Raw genomic sequence first — 22,366 nt, 5'->3', positions numbered from 1 at the left:
GAGGCCCCCAGTAGACTGGCAGCTCACAGTCCAGACCCCGGGAGACTCTCGTGGCCCTCGTTGTGCAAAAGTACGGTGGTTCGTCCGTCGCCGACGCGTCCTGCATCAAGCGGGTCGCGCAGCGGATCGTCGCGACGAAAAAAGCCGGCAACGACGTGGTCGTGATCGTCTCCGCCATGGGCGACACCACGGACGAGCTGCTCGACCTGGCCGAACAGGTGTCGCCGCTGCCTCCGGGCCGCGAGCTCGACATGCTGCTGACCTCGGGCGAGCGCATCTCGATGGCCCTGCTGGCGATGGCGATCGCCAATCTCGGTCACGAGGCCCGCTCGTTCACCGGTTCGCAGGCAGGTGTGATCACCGACTCGACCCACGGCAAGGCGCGCATCATCGACGTGACGCCCAGCCGCATCCGCGAGGCGATCGACCAGGGCCACATCGCGATCGTGGCCGGGTTCCAGGGCGTTTCGCAGGACACCAAGGACATCACCACGCTGGGCCGCGGCGGCTCCGACACCACGGCGGTGGCGCTGGCGGCGGCTCTCGAGGCCGACGTGTGCGAGATCTACAGCGACGTCGACGGCATCTTCACCGCCGACCCGCGCATCGTGCCCGCGGCACGCAAGATCCCCAGGATCTCCTATGACGAGATGATGGAGATGGCGGCCTGCGGCGCGAAGATCCTGCATCTGCGCTGCGTGGAATATGCTCGCCGGTTCGACCTGCCTATTCACGTACGCAGCTCGTTCGGCACCAGGGAAGGCACGTGGGTCGTCTCCGACCCTTACACCGAAGGAACCGAGATGGAGCAGCCGATCATCTCCGGCGTCGCGCACGACCGGAGCGAGGCCAAGATCACTGTTGTCGGGGTCCCCGACAAGGTCGGCGAGGCTGCCTCGATCTTCAAAACGCTGGCCGACGCCGGGATCAACATCGACATGATCGTGCAGAACGTCTCGGCCGCGGCCACCGGCCGCACCGACATCTCCTTCACGCTGCCCACGGCCGACAGCTCGACCGCGCTGACGGCGCTGAAGCGGATCCAGGGCGAGATCGCCTACGAGTCGTTGCTCTTCGACGACCAGATCGGGAAGGTGTCGCTGATCGGTGCGGGCATGCGCTCGCACCCCGGCGTCACGGCGACGTTCTTCGCGGCCCTCGCCGACGCGGGGGTCAACATCGAGATGATCTCCACGTCGGAGATCCGCATCTCTGTGATCGTCGAGCAGGACGGTGTCGACGCGGCCGTGGCGGCCGCCCACCGTGCCTTCGATCTCGACGCCGACCAGGTCGAAGCCGTGGTGTATGGAGGTTCTGGACGATGAGCAGCAGGCCCAATCTCGCACTTGTCGGCGCCACCGGCGCCGTGGGCACCGTCATGCGGGACATCGTCTCGACGCGCGAGGACATCTGGGGCGAGATCCGTCTCGTCGCCTCCGCCCGCTCTGCGGGCCAGGTCCTCCAAGTACGCGGTGAGGACGTCGTGGTGCAGGCCCTCGCGCCCGAGGTGTTCGACGGCATCGACGTGGCCATCTTCGACGTGCCCGACGAGGTGTCGGCCGTCTGGGTGCCGATCGCGGCCGAGCGCGGTCCGATCGTGATCGACAAGTCGGGCACGTTCCGGATGGAGCCCGACGTGCCGCTGGTCGTGCCCGAGGTCAACCCGCTCGACGCGGGCAACCGCCCGCGCAACATCATCTCGACGCCCAACTGCACGACGTTGTCGATGATGGCGGCCATGGGCGCGCTGCACGCCGAGTTCACGCTCACCGAGCTCGTCGTCGCCTCCTACCAGGCGGTGTCGGGCGCGGGCGTGGCGGGCTCGGCGCGGCTCTACGACGAGATCGAGGCGCTGGCCGGAGACCGTACGATCGGGCAGGCGGCGGGCGACGTACGCAAGGTGCTGGCCAACAGGCTGCCCGGGGAGTCGCCGTTCCCGGCGCCCGTGGCGTTCAACGTGGTGCCGTGGGCCGGCTCCTACAAGGACGGCGGCTGGGCCTCCGAGGAGCTCAAGCTCCGCAACGAGTCACGCAAGATCCTCGGCATCCCGGACCTGAAGGTCTCCGCGACCTGCGTGCGGGTGCCGGTGATCACGACGCACTCGCTGGCCCTGCACGCGCGGTTCGAGCGCGAGATCACGGTCGCCGACGCGCACCGCGTCCTGGAGGCGGCGCCGACGGTGGTCCTGATGGACGACCCGGCCAACGGGGTGTTCCCGACGCCTCTCGAGGTGGTGGGCACCGACCCGACCTATGTGGGTCGCGTGCGTCAGGCGATCGACTTCCCCAACACGCTCGACCTGTTCGTGTGCGGTGACAACCTGCGCAAGGGCGCGGCGCTCAACGCGGCGGAGATCGCCGAGCTGGTCGCTGCCGAGTTCTGACCGATCCGGTGGGTGTGGCGCCGTACGTTCTGTGCGGCGTCCACCTCGCCGGTGGCTCTGTCACCGGAAGAGGATGTCCCAGTGGTCGCTCTCGTCGGCGAATGTGGTGCCTGCCTTGGAGCGGTAGAGCGGGGCGCCGTCGCTGCGGACCCCGGCCTTGTCCTGATTTTTCGTGATATGCCGGTCGATGCAGGCGTTGTGGGTGATGTCGAGCTTGTAACCATTGCCGTGGCTGAAGTGGCCGGGCGCGTGCCCCTCTTCGGTGCCGCCGGTGACCATGATCGGGCAGCCGCTGTCGCGTTTCAGCTCGATGACCCGCGCGATCGTGCCCGTGCGCACCGAGTCGAGCGACGTGCAGTGGTGCATGTGCCTGCTCGTACAGTGGCCGGTCGACTTCGTCCGCAGCCCCGCGCTCTTCAGCCAGCCGGTCGCGATGGCGTGGGACATCTGCACGGCCGCCTGCCTGGGCATGACGCGCGTCAGATCGACCTGTGCGCGCCGCTGAGCCAGGTGTGGCCGCATCTTGGGCATGGCGGCCACTCCGGTACGCAGGGGGCTTCTCGTGGACTTGGTGACCGCTGATCGCGGTCGTGGTTGTTTGCGGGCGACGCGCGGCGGTTGGTTCGTCGCAGGACGTTCGCGGACCGTGTCGTCATACAGGGAGGCCGACGGCGAGCGGCGGATCGGCTCCAGGTCGACGGTCGGCCACTCGCGTGAGGCGTCCATGAACTGTTCGATCGCCATGAACGGGACCATTCCCGGCCTCACCCCGAACGTGTCGTTGAGGTCCTTGGCCGCCCGCCTCATATGCTCCGGCGCGTACTGCCAGCCAGGGAATCTGGCCTGGTGCAGGCTGCTCGGCTCCTGCTCCCCATCGGGGTGGGGAGCGGCTGAGGCGGCCGAGGCCAGCGCGATTATGGTGATCTCAATGCCGAGGAGCGCGACTACGATGAGGCGCACTGTTCCACGTATCCACATGTCGATGCCTTTTCGCGGAAATAGCCCTTCCGCCTGAAACGACAATCCCACCTTTCACAGGAGATAACTCATCCCGCAGACGCAACTTTGCCTTGTGGCGGTGATCACCGTGCGGCGTCATGACCTAACCCCGTTTCACGACGTAAAGTGACGAACGTGTCCGAAGCCCGAAACCGAGGATCGGAGAGCACCCGAGAGGTCATCGTCGAGACGGCCTTGCGACTGTTCAGGGAGCGCGGCTTCGACGCGACTACGATGCGCGCCATCGCCGCCGAGGCCGGGGTGTCAGTGGGCAACGCCTACTACTACTTCGAGAGCAAGGAAGCGCTGATCCAGGCGTACTACGACCGTGCCCAGACCGAGCACGAGGCCGCCTGCAGGCAGCTCCTGAGCACGGAGCCGTCGTTCGCGGCCAGGCTGGACGGGGTGCTGCGCGAGTGGGTACGCGTTTCCGAGCCCTATCACGAGTTCGCCGTCAAGTTCTTCAAGCACGCGGCCGAGCCGACCAACCCGCTGAGCCCATTCAGCGCCCAGTCGTCGCCCGCCCGCGAGGCGTCCATCGCCATCTACCGCCAGGTCGTCGAGGGGTCGCGGGACCGGATGAACGCCGAGTTGCGGGAGGAGCTGCCCGAGCTGCTCTGGTTGCTCTCCATGGGCATGGTGCTGTTCTGGGTGCACGACACCTCGCCGGGCTGCGCGCGTACGTACCGGTTGATCGAGGTCACGGTGCCGCTGGTGGACCGGCTGGTCGGGTTGTCCCATCTGCCGGGGCTGAGGGGGATCACGAAGGACTTCATCGCGGCGGTCCACGAGCTGCGCGCATAGGAGGGCATACCGAGCGGTTGGTATGGTCGGCCCAAGAGAGCTGGAGGCCGTGAATGACGCAGAACTGGGGCATGACCATCCCCTTCTACGACCGCTCGTTGCCGAAGTCCCAGGAGTTGATCGCGGAGCTGCCAGGGCTCGGCTACACCGACGCGTGGTCGGCCGAGGTCAACGGCGCCGACGGATTCACCCCGCTGGCCATGGCGGCGCAGTGGGCGCCGGGGATCAGGCTGGGCAGTGCCATCGTGCCGGTCTCGACGCGCGGCCCCGGGCTGCTGGCCATGTCCGCGGCCACGCTGGCCGACCTGGCGCCCGAGCGGTTCGTGCTGGGCATCGGCGCCTCCTCGCCGGCGATCGTCGAGCGGTGGAACGCGGGCACGTTCGACAAGCCGTACGCGCGCACCCGCGACACGCTGCGATTCCTGAAGAAGGCGCTGGCGGGGGAGAAGGTCTCGGAGGCGTACGAGACGTTCGAGATCAAGGGGTTCAAGCTGGAGCGGGCGCCGAAGATCCCGCCGAAGATCGTGCTGGCGGCGCTGCGCCCGCGGATGTTGCGGCTGGCCGCCAAGGAAGCCGACGGGGCGATCACGAACTGGCTCTCACCGGAGGACGTACGCCAGGTGCGCGCCGAGATCGGCCCCGGCACCGAGCTGATCGCCCGCCTGTTCGTCTGCGTGAGCGAGGACACCGACAAGGTACGGGAGCTGGCCAGGTGGATGCTGGCCAGTTACCTGACCGTCCCCGTGTACGCCGCGTTCCACGACTGGCTGGGACGCGGCGAGGTGCTGCGGCCGATGCACGAGGCGTGGGCGGCCGGCGACCGGCAGGCGGCGCTCAAGGCGATCCCCGACGAGGTGGTCGACGCCCTGGTCGTCCACGGCGACGCGGCCACCTGCCGGGCCAGGATCCGCCAGTACGTGGACAACGGCCTCGACACCCCCGTCCTCGCCCCCATCCCCGGCGGGGAAGTCTCCATCGACCAGGCAGTGCGTGATCTGGCGCCGAAAGGGTAGGCATGGACGATTTGCTGAGGTTGGACGCGGTAGCACAGGCGCAGGCGGTCAAGGACGGGCAGGTGTCGGCCCGCGAGCTGGCCGAGGCCGCGATCGCCGCCATCGAGGCCCACGACGGCGAGCTGAACTCGGTCATCCACCGCCGCTTCGACCGGGCGCTCGCCGAGATCGGCAGCATCCCTGACGACGCGCCCTTCCGAGGCGTGCCGATCCTGCTCAAGGATCTCGGCTGGCGGCAGGCGGGCGAGCCGTACACCGCCGGCTCGAACGTACGCGACGGCGTCGAGCCGGGTGTGGACGGCTACGGGGTCGTGAGGTTGCGCCAGGCGGGGTTCGTCCTGCTCGGGCGTACGAACACGCCCGAGTTCGGCAGCACGATCACGACGGAGCCGGTGGCGTTCGGGGCGACGCGCAACCCGTACGATCCGGCGTACTCGGCGGGTGGGTCGAGTGGCGGCTCCGCGGCGGCGGTGGCCGCGGGGATGGTGTCGCTGGCCACGGCCAGCGATGGCGGCGGGTCGATCCGCATTCCCGCGTCCATGTGCGGCCTGGTGGGGCTCAAGCCGACGCGCGGCCGGGTGAGCCTGGGGCCGGCCTTGGGCGAGGGGTGGAGCGGGTTCTCGTGCCCGGGGTTCGTCAGTAGGTCCGTACGGGACACGGCGGCGGCGCTCGATGTCGTCTCAGGGTTGCGACCTGGCGACCCGTACGGCGCCCCCGCGCTCCCGGGGCCCCTGGCCGCCGAGGTGGGAGCGGATCCGGGGAGGCTCCGGATCGGGTTCGTCACCACGCATCCCAGAGGCGGCGTGCCGGAGGTGGCTGACGTGACCGAGGCCGTCACCAGGACCGCCGCGCTGCTGGAGGCGCTCGGCCACGACGTCACGCCGGGCGGCCCGGAGGCGCTCGCCGAGCCCGACTTCCCCCGGCACTTCGGCGACATCGTGAGCAACAACCTCGCTGCGCAGATCGTGAGCCTGGGCGAGCTCCGCGGCAAGCCCGTGGAACTGGACGAGTTGGAGCCGCGCAACGCCGCCATGGTCAGCGCGGCCCGCGCGCACAGCGCCGCCGACCACATCCTGGCCACCCAGTGGATGGACGGCTTCCGCCGCCGCATGGCCGCGTGGTGGAGCTCGGGCCACGACCTGCTGCTGATGCCGTCACTGGGGGTGGCGCCGTTCCCGCTCGGCTGGATCCCGCCCACCGACCTCAGCATCGCCTTCGGCAGGACCGCGCACGCCGTGGCCTACACCTCGCAGATCAACGCGACCGGCCAGCCCGCCATCTCGCTGCCCCTGCACAGGAACGAGGCGGGGCTGCCGGTCGGCGTGCAGCTCGTGGCGGCGATCGGCAGGGAGGACCTGCTGGTCAGGGTGGCGGCGCAGATCGAGCAGGCGACACCGTTCGAGCACGCGGCGATGCGCTGAACGCCGGGAACTCGTGACCACGCCGACGCGTTATGTCGTGAAAGCCGGGGGTAAGGGGTTCTCATGATGGCGAAGGCAGGACGGGCAGCGGCGGCGTGGCGGACCTACCGCGAGGTGACCAAGCCTGGGTCGCCCGGCCTGATGACCAGGGTCCGGGCGATCCCGCGCATGGTGGGCGCGGTCATGCGCGGACGGTACGCGGGCATGGGCAAGGGCAGGCTCGCCCTGATGGGCCTCGGGGTGGTCTACATCCTGTCGCCGGTCGACGTCGTGCCCGACTTCCTGGTGCTGATCGGCGTCGCCGACGACTTCGGCGTGTTCCTGTGGCTCATGGCCTCGCTGCTCGGCGAGAGCGGGCGCTACGTCCAGCACGAGCGCGCCCTCATCCAAGCCCGCCTGGAAGAGGCTTAGATCTCCTCCATCCGGAGCCAGGCGCGGGACGGCAGCGGGTGCCCGAACAGGCGGGCCGCGTTGCCGTACGCGACCCTGGCGATGTCGGCGGGCGGGAGCGTGCCGAGGTTGCGCGCCACGGACTGCTGGGTGTCGGGCCAGGTCGAGTCGGAGTGCGGGTAGCCGCTCTCCTGCAGCACGTGGTCGAGCCCGACCGCCAGCCGCACCCCTGACAACGCGTGGTCGTCCAGCGTGCCGAAGAAGAAGTTGCGGCGCAGCACCTCGCTGGGCTTGAGCCCGCCGTCCCATGCCGCCTCGCTGGCGACCGGGTGGTCGAGGGCGTAGTCGGCGCGCTCGGCCAGCATCGGCAGCCAGCCCACGCCGCCTTCGACGATGAGGATGCGCAGTGACGGGAAGCGCAGCGGCAGCCCCGACCAGAGCCAGTCGGCACAGGCGAACATGGCACTGGTCGGCATCAGCGTGGTGATGGCCTCGATGGGCGTGTCGGGAGAGGGTACGGGCGACCACGACGAGTCGCCCGCGTGCAGGGCGACGACGGTGCCGGTCTCCTCGCATGCGGCGAAGAACGGGTCCCAGTGACCCGTGTGGATCGACGGCAGCCGGAGCCGGGTCGGGAATTCCGGGAAGACGACGGCTTTGAAACCCCTGGCCGCGTTGGCGCGGATCTCCTTGGCGGCGACGTCGGGATCGGGCAGCCAGGGCAGCTGCAGGCCGATGATGCGCTCGGGGTAGGTGCCCGCCCAGACGTCGATGTGCCAGTCGTTCCACGCCTTGACCAGCGCCAGGCCCAGCTCCTGGTCGCGGGTCCTGGCGAACGGCATGCCCGACTGCCCGGCCAGCATGCCGGGGAAGCAGAGCGAGGCCCAGACGCCGGCCACTTCCATGTCCTGGACGCGGGCCTCGATGTCGTGGCAGCCGGGACGCATGTGCTCGAACCTCACCGGGTCCAGCGTCCACTGCTCGCGCGGCAGCCCCGCGCCCACGTCGATGCCGGCGCACGGGTAGGTGGCCCCGCCGTAGCGCCAGACCTGGTGACCCGCCTCCGTCTCCACGACCTTGGGCGCGACATCGGCGTATTTCTCCGGCAGCCGGCCCTCGAAGAGGTCCGGGGGCTCGATCAGGTGATCGTCGGCGGAGATGATCACGTAGTCGCGCCGCCTCGGGTCAGGGTCGGGAAGCAGCGGCGTAGTCACGCGTGTAACCGTACGACGACGGGATAACGTCGAACAAGCTGCGACGTATCCGTTGGGTATCCGAGATTTTCTGACCAGGTCCGCCGGGGAGGGTAATCCGGGTAGTCAGAAGGTTTCGGCTATCCATCCGAGATCGTTTCGGTCAGCAGGTGCTCGCGTAATTCGCCGATGGCCGCGGGGGAGACCTGGAGGACGTGCGTGACGTACCTCTCGATCGAGCCGTGCCGCAGCGCCAGGTCGGTGAGGAAGAGGCGCATGGCCTCGGCGGGCGCCAGGCCGAACCCCGGCCACATGGGTGCGTCCGGGTGCCTCCTGCGCCAGTCGGTGACGAAGCGGTCGGTGGCCAGCCCGGTGAGCGCGTAGTCGGCCACGATGTCGTCCTCGCCCACGCCCGCCAGCGCCAGGATCAGCGCGGTGAGCAGCCCGGTGCGGTCCTTGCCCGCCGCGCAGTGGATGACGACGGGGGCGTTGCCGGCCTGCGCGATCGTCTCCAGGGCGGTCCTGAGGTTCTCGACGCCGTCCTCGGTCACCTCCAGGTAGCGGTCGGCCAGGTATCTCGCGACGCCGGCCTCCTCGTTGTAGGCGGCGATGTCCCAGCGGCGCCCCTCGATCGGCAGGTTGTGGTAGCGCTGCCCCTCGGCTTCGGGGACCCGTCCCGCCTTCTCGACCTCGAACGGGTGCCGCAGGTCGATGACGGTACGTACGCGCAGCGCCCGAAAGGTCGTGAGATCGTCTCCGGCCAGCCAGCCGAGGGAGTCGGCCCGGTAGAGCCGCTGCCACCGGACCGTGCGCCCGTCCTTGGCGGCATATCCACCTACGTCGCGAAAGTTGCAGAGGTTCGTGAAGTCAATGTGGCGGATCACCCTCAACACCTTAATTGGCGGCGGCCCCGGCCTCCTCGGTCACATGCAAGTCCGAGTCCGCCTTCCGCTCGGCCACCTCGCGCCTCATCAGCAGGATCCACCCGCCGATGGCGATCCCGATGAACAGCCACCACTGCACCCCGTAGGCCAGGTTGAGCCCGCCCCCCGCGCCCACGTCCGGCTCGGGCACCGGCTCCGGCGCGGCGGCGGGCCGGGGCCGCTGCTCGGTCAGCTCGACATAGCCGCCCACCAGCCGGTACGGCAGCCCCTGCCCGATCTTGCCGGCATTGATCAGCAGCACCTGACCGGCTGGCAGCCCGGACCGCTCGCGGATGCCGCTGGACTCCTCGGTCTCGCTGGGCCGTAGCCGCCCGGTGACACTTACCTGCCCCGCGGGCGGAGCGGGCACCTCGGGCGCGGCGTCGGCGGTGGCGCCTGCCTTGACCCAGCCCCGGTTCACGATCACGGCCGTGCCGCCGCCGGTGACGAGAGGGGTCAGGACGTAGTAGCCGTTCTGCCCCTCCTGGGGGCGCCTGCGTACGAGGAGGGCGTGGGACGGGTCGTACGTGCCGGCGACCGTGACGGACCTGAACCGGTCGTCCTGCCGGACCTGCTGCCCAGGGGCGGCCAGCCGCTCCAGCGGCACCGGCGCGGCCTCGATGTTGGCGGTTATCCTCTCACTGTTGGCCGACCGCTCCTCGAACCGCCCGAACTGCCACCGCCCGAGGAACACGAAAGCGGGGATGACCAGCAGCACCACGACGTGGAGCGCGAGCCATCTGGGCGTCAGCAGGAACCGGTACACGCCTTCAAGGGTAGGCACCGACCTGGGTGCTCCCCTCAGCGCCTAGGCACTCTTGAGCGCGCCGTCTCCTGGCACCGGGGTCACCTCGCGGGGACCCGCCACCTCGTGGCCGTCCGCGCAGCGGAAGCGCAGCTCGATGGGCGCCCCGCAGTCGCGATGCGTCAGCAGGACGGGCGGCCCGTCCTCGTCGGCCAGGTATTTGTCGCCCCAGTGCATGAGCGCGACCAGCAGCGGATAGAGGTCGCGGCCCTTCTCCGTGAGGCGGTATTCGTCGCGCTGGCGCTGCCCGGGCTCGCGATAGGGCTCCTTGCGCAGCAGGCCCTCGTCGACCAGCCGGGCCAGGCGGGCGCTGAGCACCTGGCGGGGCGCACCGGTGATCGCCTGCAGGTCGGCGAACCGCCGTACGCCGCTGAACGCCTCGCGCAGCACCAGGAAGGTCCACTTCTCCCCGACGATGTCCAGGGTGCGCTCGATCGAGCAGTTGTCCACCCGGAAGGCAACGTTCATTTTTGCATTATACCTGAGTTCAATTGACAGACTCAGGTTTCGAAGTGCAAGCTGAGTCTATGCATGGAACTCAGATCCGTCCGGCCCGTCCAGACGACGAGGAATGGATCAGACGTTTCCTGGCCGGGCTGTCGCTGCACACCCAGACGCTGCGTTTCTTCACCGGCGTCACCACCCCCGCGGCCAGCCTGGTCCGGGCGCTGCTCGCGGTGGACGAGCGCCGCGACGCGCTCGTCGCCACCACCGCGGGGAGTGAGATCGTCGGACACGCCATGAGCTATCGGGGCGAGTGCGCCGACGTGGAGATCGCCGTGGTCGTGGCCGACCAGTGGCAGGGGTTCGGGCTGGGGCCCGAGCTGATCGACACGCTGCTGCTCAGGGCCGCCGTACGCGGTGCGAGGACCGTGGGCATGGACGTCCTGGGGGAGAACCGGCGGGTGCTCAGGCTCATCCGCAGGCTCTGGCCCGACGCCCAGATGAAGGTCACTTCTGGGTCCGTTGAAGTGACCGCTGTGATCGATCAGGCCGGGCTATTTGCGGAACAACGTTCTGGTAGCAGACCATTGATTGCGTGAAGAGTGTCAAGAACGGACGCGACGGCCGGACCCGCATCATCGAGGGTGCTCTCCGCCGGTTCAGCCAGGACGGGGTGTCGGCCACCACGCTGGCCAGCCTCCGCGAGGAGAGCGGGGTGAGCGTCGGCAGCTTCTACCACCACTTCGCCAGCAAAGAGCACGTCTTCGGCGTGCTGTACGCCGAGATACTCACGGCCTACCAGAACGCCTTCCTCGCCGAACTGGTCAGGCACCAGGAGGCTCGCGACGGCATCGAGGCCGTGGTCGCCTTCCACATGCGGTGGGCGGGGGAGCACCCCGAGCGGGCCAGGCTGCTGGTCAGCGAGCGCCCGCCGCGCAAGCAGGAGCCGGGCGGCACCGAGGTGGCCGAGGCGCGCCGCGCGTTCTTCCGCCAGGTCTCCGACTGGTGGCGGCCGCACATGAAGAACGGCCTGCTCCAGCCCGTACACGCCACCATGTGCTACGTCCTGTGGCTGGGGCCCGCGCAGGAGATGTGCCGGTTGTGGTTCGCGGGGGCGCACACGCCCACCGACGAGGAGATCAGGGGGCTGGGCGAAGCGGCCTGGCAGAGCCTGCGCCAGCGCTCCGAGTGAGCTTCGGGGGCCGCTATTGGCCCGCCCACGCGTGCTCGCCCGTCATACCGGTAGCCGGATCCGGGTGGTCACGCGCCAGCTGGCCCGGTCGAGCGAGATGTCCAGCCGCAGGTCGCCCCGCTGCCTGCGGAGTCCGGGCACCCGGACCCGGTCGTGCACGTCGAACCTGCCCCGATGCGGATAGCCGAACCCCAGCTCGCCCGGCAGCACGCGCAGGTCGTCGCGGTTGCCGCAGTGCGGGCACGTCCATGACACCAGGTCCAGGCCGCGGTTGTAGTCGGAGCAGGCGCTGAAGTATTCGTCGGGCCCGAATCGGGAGTCGCAGGCCAAGCAGGGGATCAGCATCGGTCCGCTCCTCGGGACGACATGGTGGCATCCCTAGAGATATCCCGCGTCACTTGTCCGCCGCTTGCAGAACGCTTGGGTACCTAAGTAACAGTATGAGTACCCGGAGCCTGGGGCGGAGAGCGGTAGCTTGCGTGACCAGCGGAGCCCCGTGCGAGTGCGACCATCAGCCCCGTATCGGATCATGCGTGGGAGTCCGCGGTGAAAGGATGGACTTGTGGAACGACTGCGCCATCACCTCCTGGAGACCGGTTACACGATCGACGGCGTCCGCGACCGCCTGGGGAGCATGGCCGCCTCGGCCCTGGCCCGGGAGGAGCTGGTCCCGGCCCTGCGGGCGACCGCCGACGGCGATCCGCTGGCCACGTTGATCAGGTTGTGGTGGCTCGGCGTCCCCGTCCCCGCCGGGGCCCTCCCGCCGGCGATCCTTGAGTCGGGGCTGGTCACGTCCGACGGCGACCAGGTTCGTGCGACCGTGCACCTGCAGCCCTGGGAGACCGGCGGCTACCTGGTCTCCGACCGCAAAGTACGGCCGGGCGACCCGGCGCTGCGGCCCGACCACGTCGTCGGGGCGGGCGGTGCCTCGGCCAACCTGGCGCAGCTCGTCACCCGCCGCCCGGTCCAGCGCGCGCTCGACCTCGGCACCGGGTGCGGGGTTCAGGTGCTGCACCTGGCCGGGCGGGCCGAGCACATCGTGGCCACCGACCTCAACCCGCGGGCAGTGGAGCTGGCCAGGCTGAGCTGGGAGTTGTCCGGCATATCGGATGTGGACGCGCGCACGGGGTCCATGTTCGAGCCGGTCGAGGACGAGCTGTTCGACCTGATCGTGAGCAACCCGCCGTTCGTCATCGCCCCCACGCGGGAGCTGACCTATCGCGAAGCGGGCGGCGACGGCTTCTGCCGCGACCTCGTACGCCGGACGCCCCGCCACCTCAACCCCGGCGGCCAGGCGCACTTCCTGGCCAACTGGCTGCACATCGAGGGCGAGGACTGGCGCGACCGCGTCGGCGGCTGGTTGCGCGAGACCGGTTGCGACGCCTGGGTGGTGCAGCGCGACGTGCAGGACCCGGCCGAATATGTCGAGTTGTGGCTCAAGGACGCCGCCCGGCAGGGCACCGAGGCCTATGCCGAGCACTACGACCGCTGGTTGGCTTGGTTCGACGAGCGCAAGGTCGAGGGAGTCGGGTTCGGCTGGATCACGATGCGCAACTCGGGCACGCTCGACCCCGTCGTACGCGTGGAGCACCTCGCCCACCAGGTCTCCCTGCCGGTCGGCGACTACGTGGACTCCGTGCTCGACGCCGTCGCCGCCGCGCATCGGGCCAAGGGGCTGGACGCCGCGCTCCTGCGTACCGCCGACGGGTTGCTGGACGAGCGCGTCGGCCTGCCGGGAGCCGAAGACCCCATCCGCATCGTGTTGCGCCAGACGCAGGGGTTGCGCCGCAGCAGGGAGGTCGGCACGGTGGAGGCCGCGCTGGCCGGCGTGTGCGACGGCGAGCTGGCTCTGGGGCCGCTGCTCAACGTGATCGCCGAGCTGGTCGGCGACGGCGAGATCCCCAACTCCGACGCGGTCAGGCCCTTGATCGCGGAGGGTTACTTCCTGCTTTAATCGGTCGTTGATTCGACGTTGACCGCCCGGGTGGAGGCTCTTGGCCAGGACACGGACCTGGGGGGTTCGAGGGCCGTGTCAGGTCCGGCCGGTCGTCTATGTGAGGCGGCTAGCCACTACGCGGAGCATCCGGATAACCGGGCCCCCTAGCGACGCGTGGTGGTAAGGACGACCGGCCGGGCTGAACACACGAGGCATTCGTGACTCCCTAAGGACAGCCTTGATCAACCATGTGTGGATGACACGTCTGGACGACGAGCTGTACTCAGGACTCGACGTCGACTTCTGTGACGGCGATGTTGTCGAGCAGGATCTTGAGGTCTCCGGCCTCGGGAGCGCCGAGTCTGGAGAAGATCTCGAAAGCCTGCCGTAAGCAGTCCAGGCTCCTCGTCGTGCTGCCCAGACCGCGCAGCGCCTTGCCGAGCACGGTGAGCGACAACGCCTCGCCGTACGGGTGGCCGATCTCGCGGGAGACCACCAGGGCCTGCTCGGCGTGGCGGACGGCGTCGGGGTAGCGTTCGGCGGCGATGAAGGTCTCGGCCAGCCGGGAGCACACCCGCTGCTCCCAGACCCGCTGCTTGCTGGCCCGGAAGAAGGCGAGGCACTCGGCGTGGTGGTGTACGGCCTCGGTGAGGCGGCCGACCCGGGACAGGACGACGCCGAGGTGGTAGCGGGCACGTGCGGTGCCGGCGCCGCTGCCGATCTCGGTGAAGATGGCCAGCCCCTTCTCCGCCGCCGCGATCGCGTCCTCGGGACGGCCCAGGCCCAGGTGGTCACGGGCCGAGTAGCTGAGGACCAGGGCCTCGCCGGCCGGGACGCCGTTCTCGCGGTAGAACCGCGTCGCCGCCTCGAACCAGGACAGGGCCTCGGTGTGGCGGCGCTGCCGGCCGACGACGACGGCCAGGGCGTTCAGCACCTCGCCGGTGACGATCTTCTCCGCGCGCGCCTGCGACAGCTCGTACACGGTCCTGAACTGCTCCTCGGCCTCCTTCAGCCGATTGCCCGCGAACAGGACCCGGCCCAGCACGTAGCGGGCCCGCAGCTCGCCGGGCGTGTCCCCGATGCCCTGCGCGGCGGCCAGCACCGCCCGGGTGCTCTGGTCGAACTCGCGCGTGTGCGTGCCCGACTCGAGCAGCGGCTCCATGGCCACCAGCAGGTCGGCGGCGGGCAGCAGTTGCTCGCTGGTGCGAGCGGAGGCGGCGGCCTGGTTGATGGTCGCGAACAGCGAGTCGCCCTCGGAGATCAGCCACGCCACGGCCTCGTCGGCCGAGGTGAACGTTCGCCCGCTGCCGACCACCACGAGGTTGCCCGGGATCATGCTGCCCTCGTAGGCCAGCCCGTGCGCGGACTGGGCCGAGGCCAGGTAGAAGCCGAGCAGCCGGCGCAGCGCCATCGTCTTGGCCTGGGGCCGCTCGCTCTTGTCCAGCACCCGGCGGGCGAACAGTTTGAGCAGGTCGTGGAAGCGGTAGCGGCCGGGCGCGGGCGCCTCCAGCAGGCTGGCGTCCACCAGGGACTCCAGCACCTCCTCGGCCTCGAACGCGCTCATCGACAACACGGCGGCCGCGGCCCCGGCGGAGATGTCGGGCCCGTTGGGCAGCGAGAGCAGGCGGAACGCGCGGGCCGAGGTGGGGTCCAGCTGTCCGTACCCGAGCGCGAACGTCGCCTCCACGGCCAGATTGCCCACGCGCAGCTCGTCGAGGCGCCGCTGCTCGTCGGCCAGCCTGGGCACGAGCGAGGCGACCGTCCACGAGGGCCGCGCGGCCAGCCTGGCGGCCACGATCCGCACCGCCAGCGGCAGGAACCCGCACGCGGCCACCACGTCCATGGCCGCGCCGTGCTCGGCCGACACGCGCTCGGCCCCGGCCACCGCCCCGAACAGCGACAGCGCCTCGCCCGGCTCCATCACGTCCAGGTCGATCAGCCTGGCCGACGGCAGGTCGGCCAGCTTGACCCGGCTGGTGACGATGGCCGCGCACCCGGGCGAGCCCGGCAGCAGCGGGCTGACCTGCTCGGCGTCGTGGGCATTGTCCAGCAGCACGAGGATGCGGCGCTCGGCCAGGATCGACCGGTAGAGCGCGGAGCGTTCCGAAAGGCCGTCGGGGATGACGTCCGGCGGGATGCCGAGCGCCCGCAGGAAGCCGCCGAGCGCCGACTCGGGCGCGGTCGCCTCGTCGGTGTAGCCGCGCAGGTCCACGTAGAGTTGGCCGTCGGGGAACACGTCGTCGGCCAGGTGGGCGACGTGCACCGCCAGCGCGGTCTTGCCGACGCCGCCGATGCCGGAGATGGCCACCACCGGCACGCCCTCGGCGGAGGACTGCGTGGACAGCAGTGTGCGCACGCGTACGGCGATTTCCTTGCGGCCCGTGAAGTCGTTGACGGCCGCGGGGAGCTGCGCGGGGCGCGGCAGCTCCAGCGCCGGCGGCTGCTCCTCCTCGTCGGCGGGCTCCTCCGCGGGAGCCTCGGCCGGAACGGGGGCGGCCAGCGTGGGGTCGGCGGCCAGGATGCGCTGGTGCAGCGCGGCCAACTCTGGACCCGGCTCGATGCCCAGCTCGTCGATCAGCGCCTCGCGCGTCTCGGTGAACACGTTGAGCGCGTCGCCCTGCTGCCCGCACCGGTAGTAGGCCAGCATGAGCTGGGCCCGCAGCCGCTCGCGCAGCGGGTGGTCGGCGGTCAGCGCGATCAGCTCGGAGACCACCTTCGCGTGGTTGCCCAGCTCCAGGTCCAGGTCCATGAGCGTCTCGATGACGCTGATGCGGCGCTCGATCAGCCGGTCGCGCTGGTGCTCGGCGTACGGCCCGACGGTCCCGGCCAGTGGCTCGCCCTCGAACAGCGACAACGCGGCCCGCAGGGCGCCCGCGGCGTCGGCCGGCCGGCCGGCCTTGCGCGCGACTTCGGCCCGCTGGATGCCGCGTTCGAAGCGGGTCAGGTCGAGCGCGTCGTCGGGCAGCCGTAACGCGTAGCCCCTGCCGATGGACGTGAGCAGCTCCGGGCGGGAACGGGCGGGCCTGTCCGGCTCGAGCACCGTGCGCAGCCTGGAGACGTAGGTGCGCAGCGCGCCCAGGGCCCGCGGCGGCGCGTCCTCGCCCCAGACGGCGTCGATCATCTCGTTGGGGGTGACCGCGTGGCCCTCACGCAGGAGCAGCATGCCGAGAATGGAACGCTGCAACGGGGTGCCCAGGTCGAGTTCCAGGCCATCACGCCACGCGCGGACAGGACCGAGGACGGCGAACCGCAGCCCGCCTTCAACGCTCTGACCAGCCATGCCGTCTATCTCCAAGCCAATGGAATGTTTTGTTACCAAATGATAGATCCATCGCTGCTCTCCACCTAGACCTGGGCTGATCGTTAACCGGGGCGTTGATCGGCCGTCAATCAGGTGTTGAACGCGCCCCTGGATGCTGATGGTCTGCTAGGCATGACTCAGACCGCGGGGGCGTGTCATGTAGAGCACATGGAGGCAGGAAAAAATACCGGCCCCGCCCAGGAAAGTTGGGCGGGGCCGTCGGGTGGACAGGTTCTCAGGCTGCCTCGACCAGTCCGAGCCTCATGACGAGCCGCTCCCGCACGGCAGGCCATTCGGAGTGCAGGATCGAGTAGAACGCGGTATCTCGGACCGTATTGTCGGCGCCTCGGCTATCCGCTCGCCGCACCCCGTCGAAGTGTGCGCCGAGGGCCTCGATGGCGGCTCGGGATCTGGTGTTTCGTATGTCTGCCTTCAGGGTGATGCGGTGGACGTTCCACGTCTCGAAGGCGTGCGAGAGCATGAGGAGCTTGCTCTCCCGGTTGACACCCGTGCCCTGGGCGCAGGCGCCCAGCCAGGTGTAACCGATGTCCGCCACGGACGGGGTCTCGCCCACCGCACCGCGTGTACCCGGTGGCCAGGGCATGGGGCCCTGCCAGTACTCCAGGTGCATGAGACGGGTGGCACCGACCACGCGGTCGGTGTTCAGCCACCGGATGGCGAAGGGCAACGAGCGGCCCTCCGCCTGCTCAGCCATGGCGGCCTCCACATAGGAGGCCATCTCGTCCCGGCCATCCGGGACACGAGTGAAGGCGTAAGTGGAGCGGTCTTCACTCGCAGCGGCGACCAGGTCATCGACCGCCGCCAGGCTGAGAGGTTCCAGGCGCACGGAGCGCCCGGACAGGGTGACAAGAGCGGGCATGAGCACATGATGGAGGGAACTCGGCGTGCACGTAACCAGGCAGTAAGCCCGATGTTTTGCCGCTTTCTGCGGACATGGTGTTTCCGCAGGTCAAAGGCCCCTTTTGCGGGGTGGTAAAGCGGCTCTTGGGGAAAGATTCGCCTAACCGTGACATGGCGTCGGGACGAGCGCGGGATGCCGTTCACTCACAGTGCCGTGACGCACCAAGGACAACTCTTTCAAGCCCATCGACAGGTGGTCGAGATTGGCCGCGATCCAGGGGAGTTGGAGGGGGTCGGTGCTGGTCAGGGCGGCCAGCCGCTCTTCGGTGGTCTCGCCGTAGAGCAGGCTCACCGCGACCCGCACCCTGGCCGCGGAGGGGTCGTCGCCGAAGGCGTGTCCCGGCAGGACGCCGATGCCGTGTTCCTCCAGCAGGATCTTGGTGATCTCGGCGGAGCCGCCGAGTCGCAGATGGCTGAGGTCGGGGTAGAGGTAGAACCCGCCCTGCGGGATGGGCACGCAGGCCCCGATCTCGGAGAACCTCTCGTGTACGGCTCTGGCGACCACGCCGTGCAACCGGCGGCTGCGCACGATGCGGTCGGTCAGCTCGCGAGGGTCGCTGAAGGCGTAGGCCGCGGCCTCCTGCACCGGCGCGGCGGGCGCCGACCAGATCTCGCTGGCCACCGCGAGCAGCTTCGTGCGCAGCGTGTGCCCGCCCTGGGGCAGCCTGGCCACGCCGATCCGCCAGCCGCCCAGCGCCAGGCTCTTGCTCAGTCCGGTGGTGATGATCGTGCGCTCGGGCGCCACCTCGGCCGGCGAGGTGTACGGCAGGGTCGGGTCGTGCATCAGGTCGCGGTAGATCTCATCCGAGATGATCATGAGGTCGAGCTCGCGGGCGACCTCGGCCAGGCGGCGTACGGTCTCCGGCGTGGCGAGCCGTCCCGTCGGGTTGTCGGGAAGCGTCACCAGCACCGAGCTGACGGTCCTGCCCTGGGCCCTGGCCAGCTGCACCTTGGCGGCCACCAGGTCCGGGTCGGGCACTCCGCCCTCTCCTGGCGGTGCGGGCACCAGGATGGGGCGGGAGCCGACCAGATCGGCCTGCGCGGCGTAGCTGACCCAGCTGGGCATGGGCAAGACGATGTCTCCGCCGATCGCCAGGAGCAGGCCGTACAGCAGTGACTTGCTGCCCGGTCCGCTGACGACCAGCTCGGGGTCGGTGATGAGCCCCCGTCGCGTCCAGTAGCCCGCTGCCGCAGTCCGGAGTCCGGACGCCCCCGCGACCGGCCCGTAGCCGTTGCGCTCTGATGCGGCGGCCAGCTTGTCGCGCAGCGCCGGGTGGACGGGCAGACCGGCCTCACCGAAGGCCAGGTGCAGCACGCGTTCCCCGGCGCGCCGTCTTCGCTCGATGTCCTCATTCGTGGCCAGAGTGGCGGACAGGGTTACTGTCATGTTTGTCACGTTCCCAGGGTGGTTGTATGAAGGCATCAGCACAAGCGAGGCTTTTTGTGGGTAGGCATAAGGAAGTCTGATGCTTGATTTGAGGCGTTTGGTGCTGATCTGCGAGTTCGCTCGTCGGGGCAGTATCGCGGCGACGGCGGAGTCGCTGGGGTACAGTCCGTCGGCCGTCTCGCAGCAACTCGTGGCGCTCGAACGCGAGACCGGCACGGCCCTGATCGACCGGACCGCGCGCAGCGCCGAGCTCACCGACGCGGGCCGCCGGCTGGTGGCGCACGCCGAGCGCATCCTGTCAATGGTCGAGGAGGCCGAGTCCGACCTGTCCGCCCACGCGGGCACTCCCGCGGGACGGGTGGTGGTCACCGCCTTCCCGACGGCGGCGGTGGCGTTCGCGCCGGCGCTCGCGCGCTCGTTGCGCCGCCACACGGAGCTGACGTTGCGGCTGGGGCAGAGCAGGTCGGGGCGGGGCATGCGGGAGGTGCAGTCGGGGGAGGTGGACATAGCGCTCGTCGACGACTGGTACGGCCGGGTGCGCGACAGCGAGAGCCTGCGGGTCTTCCCGCTGCTACGTGACCCGCTGGTGCTCGTCGTGCCCCGCAAGCACCGCCTGGCCGACCCCGAGGTGCCCTTGGACCTGCGCGAACTGCGGGACGAGTCGTGGATGGCGACGCCCGACGGCGAGCCCTCGCGGCTGGCGGTGGACCGGCTGCTCATGGACGTGGGCGGCACGCGGCCGACGCCGTGGGAGTTCGAGGGGCTGGGGACGATCCTCTCCCTCGTCGCCAAGGGCATCGGCATCGCCGCCGTGCCCGCGCTGGCGCTGGCCGCCGGGGTGCGGGGGCTGGCCGTGCGGCAGTTCCCCGGCAATCCGGTGGGGCGCGACGTGCACGCCGTCGCCCGCGGGTCCAGCGTCCACCGGCCGTCGGTCTCGGTGACGCTCCGGGCCATCCACGTGGCCGCCCGCTACATCGCCGCCGACCTGGATCCGGTACGCCCGGCGGACCGGGCCCGGGACGACCGGCCTGCCGAGGCAGATCCGCTCGCCGGGTGACCAGGCCGCGATAGCGTGTGCCCCTATGGCGCCGACGTACGAGATCGAGCACCTCCTGCTCGCGCAGCCGAGCACCCGCACGGTCGCGGGCATCGACGAGGTGGGACGCGGCGCCTGGGCGGGGCCCGTCACGGTGTGCGCCGTCGTCACGGACCTGTCCGAGCCGCCGCCCGGCCTGACCGACTCCAAGCAGCTCTCCGCCGCCCGGCGCGCGCCCCTCGCCGAGCAGCTGACCTCCTGGGCGGCGGGGATCGGCTACGGCGAGGCCACGCATGCGGAGATCGACACGCTCGGCATGACCGAGGCGCTGCGCCGGGCCGCGCGGCGGGCACTGGACTCGTTGCCGCTGCGCCCGGACGCGGTGATCCTCGACGGCAAGCACGACTACATCGGCGTTCCCTGGCCGGTGCGCCTGGAGATCAAGGGGGACGCGGCCAGCGCCTCGGTCGCGGCCGCTTCCGTGCTGGCCAAGGTCAGGCGCGACGCGTACATGGGGACGATCGGGTGCGACGAGTACGGCTTCGCCGAGAACGCCGGCTACCCGTCACCCGTGCACCAGGAGGCCCTGGCCCGCCTCGGACCCACCCGGCATCATCGGCTTTCGTGGTCCTACCTGGACGACCTGCCTCAGTGGCGGCACCTGAAGCGCCATCGGGATCCGCTGGCGGGTGAGGGGCAGGCCAGCCTGTTCGGTTGAATCGGCGCGACCGGCTCGGCCACCATTAGCTAAATGCGAATCGGCGTCTTTGTCATCGCGGCGCGATTTCCCGGCCAGGAATCCGGGAGGGTGCTGGCCAATGCGGTTGAGCTCATTGTGGCGGCGGAAGAGGCGGGGTTCGACGACGCCTGGATAGCCGAGCACCATTTCATGTCGTACGGCGTGTGCCCCTCCGCCACCACCCTGGCGGCGGTCGCCGTCGGCCGGACGGCGCGGATTGGGCTCGGCACGGCCGTGAGCGTGTTGTCCACCCAGCATCCCGTGGCGCTGGCCGAGCAGGCGGCCATGTTGCACCATCTGTCGGGCGGGCGGTTCACGCTCGGGGTCGGCAGGGGCGGGCCGTGGGTGGATCTGGAGGTGTTCGGGACCGGGGTCGAGCGGTTCGAGCGGGGGTTCGGGGAGTCGCTCGATCTCCTGCTGGACGCCCTGTCCGCGGATCAGGTCTCCGCTGACGGGGAGTTCTTCCGGTTCAGGGAGGTGCGGATGGTGCCCGGGGCCCGGCTGCGGCCCGTGGTCGCGTGCACCTCGGAGGCGACCGTGGGGGTGGCGGCGGCGCGCGGGTTGCCGATGTTGCTGGGCATGCACATCGGGGACGCGGAGAAGGCCGCCCTGGTCGCGGACTACGCGGCTCGCGGGGGGACGTCCGGTGGGCATGTGGCGGCCGGGGTCGCGTACGTGGGCGACTCGACGGCGCAGGCGGTGCGGGAGCTCAAGGAGTCGATGCCCGCGTGGCTCGGGCCGGGGCTGGCGGGGTATGTGGCGGTGGACGGGCGGCCGCGGGCGTCACGAAATATCCCGGCTTATGTGGATTTGTTGGCTCGGATCCACCCGGTGGGGTCGGCCGAGCATTGTGCCGGGACGCTGCTTCGTACCTCGGAAATTACCGGAATTGAGCGGTTTATTCTGATGGTCGAGGGGATGGGAGAGCATCGGCGGAACTTGGAGAATATACGGCGATTTGGGGCTGAGGTGTTGCCGTTGTTGTCCGGGTAAGCCAGGCGAGCCGGGCGGGGCCCGGCTCGCCGGACGGGTTCAGCAGTCCACCAGCTCCGGTTTCTGGTTGAGGATTTGCGCTCTCGGGGTGACGAAGTCGAGCAGGGCCTTGGTGGCCGCCGGGTCGAAGACGGCGACCCGGTGGCAGTTCTGGAAGGCCAGCCGCACCTCGAAGTGGCGCTCCAATGCGCCGCGCATCGAGTCGCTCGCCAGGCAGCGCAGGAGCTGGCCGCGGGCCTCCTCCGACGGCGGTGGCACCTGGTTGTCCGCGAACTCGGCTCCGGTCTGCTCGCGCTGCTCGACCAGCTCGCTGATCAGCGACCACGCGTAGGGGAGCGAGTCGCGGACGCACGCCAGGAAGGCCGCGTCGTCCACGTCACCGGCTCTGGCCTGGTCGAGCAGATCGTTCGGAACGGTCAGCGACATGCTGTCTCCTCTCGGAATGGGATCAATTTGACGCTAAGCGGGGATTCGGGGGCGCTCCAG

22 protein-coding genes are annotated in these 22,366 nt (G+C 70.0%); 12 read left to right on the top strand and 10 right to left on the bottom strand.

Annotation, left to right across the window (positions count from 1 at the left end; genetic code table 11):
• Positions 1-50: 50 nt before the first annotated feature.
• Together ACFLIM_RS34205 and ACFLIM_RS34200 are read left to right on the top strand one after the other, a co-directional pair.
• On the top strand, positions 51-1,325 hold the full coding sequence (locus ACFLIM_RS34205; protein WP_393172508.1) for an aspartate kinase: 1,275 nt from the start codon (positions 51-53) through the stop codon (positions 1,323-1,325).
• Positions 1,322-2,383, top strand: a complete 1,062-nt coding sequence (locus ACFLIM_RS34200) for an aspartate-semialdehyde dehydrogenase (RefSeq protein WP_393172507.1) — start codon at positions 1,322-1,324, stop codon at positions 2,381-2,383. The genes ACFLIM_RS34205 and ACFLIM_RS34200 overlap by 4 nt, the downstream gene beginning before the upstream one ends.
• Positions 2,384-2,443: 60 nt before the next feature.
• Here ACFLIM_RS34200 and ACFLIM_RS34195 read toward each other — a convergent pair whose 3' ends face one another.
• Positions 2,444-3,343: a hypothetical protein gene (locus tag ACFLIM_RS34195; protein WP_393172506.1), complete on the bottom strand. Its 900-nt coding sequence runs from the start codon at positions 3,341-3,343 to the stop codon at positions 2,444-2,446.
• A gap of 174 nt (positions 3,344-3,517) precedes the next feature.
• On the opposite strand from ACFLIM_RS34195, the gene ACFLIM_RS34190 reads away from it, so the two are divergent.
• From ACFLIM_RS34190 to ACFLIM_RS34175, 4 genes are all read left to right on the top strand, one after another.
• Complete coding sequence (locus tag ACFLIM_RS34190; RefSeq protein WP_393172505.1) at positions 3,518-4,186, top strand: TetR/AcrR family transcriptional regulator; 669 nt, start codon at positions 3,518-3,520, stop codon at positions 4,184-4,186.
• 53 nt (positions 4,187-4,239) lie between these two features.
• A complete protein-coding gene (locus ACFLIM_RS34185) occupies positions 4,240-5,199 on the top strand; it encodes an LLM class F420-dependent oxidoreductase (protein WP_393172504.1) in 960 nt (319 codons plus the stop codon).
• A 2-nt stretch (positions 5,200-5,201) separates the two neighbouring features.
• Entirely contained in the window at positions 5,202-6,620 is a 1,419-nt protein-coding gene (locus ACFLIM_RS34180; protein WP_393172503.1) for an amidase, read from the top strand.
• A 63-nt stretch (positions 6,621-6,683) separates the two neighbouring features.
• The gene (locus ACFLIM_RS34175) at positions 6,684-7,031 is read left to right on the top strand and encodes a YkvA family protein (protein ID WP_393172502.1); all 348 of its coding nucleotides are present in this window, start codon (positions 6,684-6,686) and stop codon (positions 7,029-7,031) included.
• Here ACFLIM_RS34175 and ACFLIM_RS34170 read toward each other — a convergent pair.
• The 4 genes from ACFLIM_RS34170 to ACFLIM_RS34155 form a co-directional block, all read right to left on the bottom strand.
• Positions 7,028-8,224, bottom strand: a complete 1,197-nt coding sequence (locus tag ACFLIM_RS34170) for an amidohydrolase family protein (protein WP_393172501.1) — start codon at positions 8,222-8,224, stop codon at positions 7,028-7,030. The genes ACFLIM_RS34175 and ACFLIM_RS34170 overlap by 4 nt on opposite strands.
• Before the next feature lie 119 nt (positions 8,225-8,343).
• Positions 8,344-9,087 carry a tyrosine-protein phosphatase gene (locus tag ACFLIM_RS34165; RefSeq protein ID WP_393172500.1) on the bottom strand — a complete coding sequence of 248 codons (744 nt, stop codon included), beginning with the start codon at positions 9,085-9,087 and terminating at the stop codon, positions 8,344-8,346.
• Positions 9,088-9,097: 10 nt separating this feature from the next.
• Positions 9,098-9,910, bottom strand: a complete 813-nt coding sequence (locus ACFLIM_RS34160) for an SURF1 family cytochrome oxidase biogenesis protein (RefSeq protein ID WP_393172499.1) — start codon at positions 9,908-9,910, stop codon at positions 9,098-9,100.
• Between the two features lie 24 nt (positions 9,911-9,934).
• Positions 9,935-10,399: a winged helix-turn-helix transcriptional regulator gene (locus tag ACFLIM_RS34155; RefSeq protein WP_393172498.1), complete on the bottom strand. Its 465-nt coding sequence runs from the start codon at positions 10,397-10,399 to the stop codon at positions 9,935-9,937.
• 59 nt (positions 10,400-10,458) lie between these two features.
• Between ACFLIM_RS34155 and ACFLIM_RS34150 the strand changes: the two genes are divergently transcribed.
• The gene (locus tag ACFLIM_RS34150) at positions 10,459-10,974 is read left to right on the top strand and encodes a GNAT family N-acetyltransferase (RefSeq protein ID WP_393172497.1); all 516 of its coding nucleotides are present in this window, start codon (positions 10,459-10,461) and stop codon (positions 10,972-10,974) included.
• Positions 10,971-11,567: a TetR/AcrR family transcriptional regulator gene (locus ACFLIM_RS34145; protein ID WP_393172496.1), complete on the top strand. Its 597-nt coding sequence runs from the start codon at positions 10,971-10,973 to the stop codon at positions 11,565-11,567. Before ACFLIM_RS34150 ends, ACFLIM_RS34145 begins: the two co-directional genes overlap by 4 nt.
• A gap of 42 nt (positions 11,568-11,609) precedes the next feature.
• Here the strand turns inward: ACFLIM_RS34145 and ACFLIM_RS34140 are convergent, their stop codons facing one another.
• Positions 11,610-11,912, bottom strand: coding sequence for a hypothetical protein (locus ACFLIM_RS34140; protein WP_393172495.1), 303 nt, complete (start codon positions 11,910-11,912; stop codon positions 11,610-11,612).
• Between the two features lie 217 nt (positions 11,913-12,129).
• Here ACFLIM_RS34140 and ACFLIM_RS34135 point away from each other — a divergent pair, with 217 nt between their 5' ends.
• Complete coding sequence (locus ACFLIM_RS34135) at positions 12,130-13,521, top strand: DUF7059 domain-containing protein (RefSeq protein ID WP_393172494.1); 1,392 nt, start codon at positions 12,130-12,132, stop codon at positions 13,519-13,521.
• A gap of 265 nt (positions 13,522-13,786) precedes the next feature.
• Here the strand turns inward: ACFLIM_RS34135 and ACFLIM_RS34130 are convergent, their stop codons facing one another.
• The 3 genes from ACFLIM_RS34130 to ACFLIM_RS34120 all read right to left on the bottom strand — a co-directional run bounded on the left by ACFLIM_RS34130 (position 13,787) and on the right by ACFLIM_RS34120 (position 19,112).
• Positions 13,787-16,783, bottom strand: coding sequence for an AfsR/SARP family transcriptional regulator (locus ACFLIM_RS34130; protein ID WP_393172493.1), 2,997 nt, complete (start codon positions 16,781-16,783; stop codon positions 13,787-13,789).
• Positions 16,784-17,039: 256 nt separating this feature from the next.
• Entirely contained in the window at positions 17,040-17,684 is a 645-nt protein-coding gene (locus tag ACFLIM_RS34125; RefSeq protein WP_393172492.1) for a GNAT family N-acetyltransferase, read from the bottom strand.
• 141 nt (positions 17,685-17,825) lie between these two features.
• Positions 17,826-19,112 carry a pyridoxal phosphate-dependent aminotransferase gene (locus tag ACFLIM_RS34120; protein ID WP_393172491.1) on the bottom strand — a complete coding sequence of 429 codons (1,287 nt, stop codon included), beginning with the start codon at positions 19,110-19,112 and terminating at the stop codon, positions 17,826-17,828.
• A gap of 79 nt (positions 19,113-19,191) precedes the next feature.
• Between ACFLIM_RS34120 and ACFLIM_RS34115 the strand changes: the two genes are divergently transcribed.
• Genes ACFLIM_RS34115 through ACFLIM_RS34105 form a run of 3 tightly spaced genes read left to right on the top strand, consistent with a single transcriptional unit; the run spans position 19,192 to position 21,880 of the window.
• Positions 19,192-20,169 (top strand): LysR family transcriptional regulator, encoded by a 978-nt coding sequence (locus ACFLIM_RS34115; protein ID WP_393172490.1) that lies wholly within the window; start codon positions 19,192-19,194, stop codon positions 20,167-20,169.
• Between the two features lie 25 nt (positions 20,170-20,194).
• Positions 20,195-20,866: a ribonuclease HII gene (locus ACFLIM_RS34110; RefSeq protein WP_393172489.1), complete on the top strand. Its 672-nt coding sequence runs from the start codon at positions 20,195-20,197 to the stop codon at positions 20,864-20,866.
• A gap of 33 nt (positions 20,867-20,899) precedes the next feature.
• The gene (locus ACFLIM_RS34105) at positions 20,900-21,880 is read left to right on the top strand and encodes an LLM class flavin-dependent oxidoreductase (RefSeq protein ID WP_393172488.1); all 981 of its coding nucleotides are present in this window, start codon (positions 20,900-20,902) and stop codon (positions 21,878-21,880) included.
• A gap of 39 nt (positions 21,881-21,919) precedes the next feature.
• Here the strand turns inward: ACFLIM_RS34105 and ACFLIM_RS34100 are convergent, their stop codons facing one another.
• A complete protein-coding gene (locus ACFLIM_RS34100) occupies positions 21,920-22,306 on the bottom strand; it encodes an SCO5389 family protein (RefSeq protein WP_393172487.1) in 387 nt (128 codons plus the stop codon).
• Between the last annotated feature and the right edge of the window lie 60 nt (positions 22,307-22,366).

The organism is Nonomuraea marmarensis (assembly GCF_043197025.1).
In the GTDB taxonomy this organism is placed as follows: domain Bacteria; phylum Actinomycetota; class Actinomycetes; order Streptosporangiales; family Streptosporangiaceae; genus Nonomuraea; species Nonomuraea marmarensis.
Note: the sequence above shows the minus strand (reverse complement) of the source record. Positions and strands in the feature narration are given on the sequence as shown.

Bases quoted from the DNA above. Each gene is read 5' to 3' on its own strand.
- ACFLIM_RS34115 (WP_393172490.1), top strand. From the start codon at position 19,192: ATGCTTGATTTGAGGCGTTTGGTGCTGATCTGCGAGTTCGCTCGTCGG.
- ACFLIM_RS34155 (WP_393172498.1), bottom strand. From the start codon at position 10,399: ATGAACGTTGCCTTCCGGGTGGACAACTGCTCGATCGAGCGCACCCTG.
- ACFLIM_RS34140 (WP_393172495.1), bottom strand. From the start codon at position 11,912: ATGCTGATCCCCTGCTTGGCCTGCGACTCCCGATTCGGGCCCGACGAA.
- ACFLIM_RS34130 (WP_393172493.1), bottom strand. From the start codon at position 16,783: ATGGCTGGTCAGAGCGTTGAAGGCGGGCTGCGGTTCGCCGTCCTCGGT.
- ACFLIM_RS34150 (WP_393172497.1), top strand. From the start codon at position 10,459: ATGCATGGAACTCAGATCCGTCCGGCCCGTCCAGACGACGAGGAATGG.
- ACFLIM_RS34180 (WP_393172503.1), top strand. From the start codon at position 5,202: ATGGACGATTTGCTGAGGTTGGACGCGGTAGCACAGGCGCAGGCGGTC.
- ACFLIM_RS34110 (WP_393172489.1), top strand. From the start codon at position 20,195: ATGGCGCCGACGTACGAGATCGAGCACCTCCTGCTCGCGCAGCCGAGC.
- ACFLIM_RS34200 (WP_393172507.1), top strand. From the start codon at position 1,322: ATGAGCAGCAGGCCCAATCTCGCACTTGTCGGCGCCACCGGCGCCGTG.
- ACFLIM_RS34125 (WP_393172492.1), bottom strand. From the start codon at position 17,684: ATGCCCGCTCTTGTCACCCTGTCCGGGCGCTCCGTGCGCCTGGAACCT.
- ACFLIM_RS34105 (WP_393172488.1), top strand. From the start codon at position 20,900: ATGCGAATCGGCGTCTTTGTCATCGCGGCGCGATTTCCCGGCCAGGAA.
- ACFLIM_RS34175 (WP_393172502.1), top strand. From the start codon at position 6,684: ATGATGGCGAAGGCAGGACGGGCAGCGGCGGCGTGGCGGACCTACCGC.
- ACFLIM_RS34100 (WP_393172487.1), bottom strand. From the start codon at position 22,306: ATGTCGCTGACCGTTCCGAACGATCTGCTCGACCAGGCCAGAGCCGGT.
- ACFLIM_RS34185 (WP_393172504.1), top strand. From the start codon at position 4,240: ATGACGCAGAACTGGGGCATGACCATCCCCTTCTACGACCGCTCGTTG.
- ACFLIM_RS34120 (WP_393172491.1), bottom strand. From the start codon at position 19,112: ATGACAGTAACCCTGTCCGCCACTCTGGCCACGAATGAGGACATCGAG.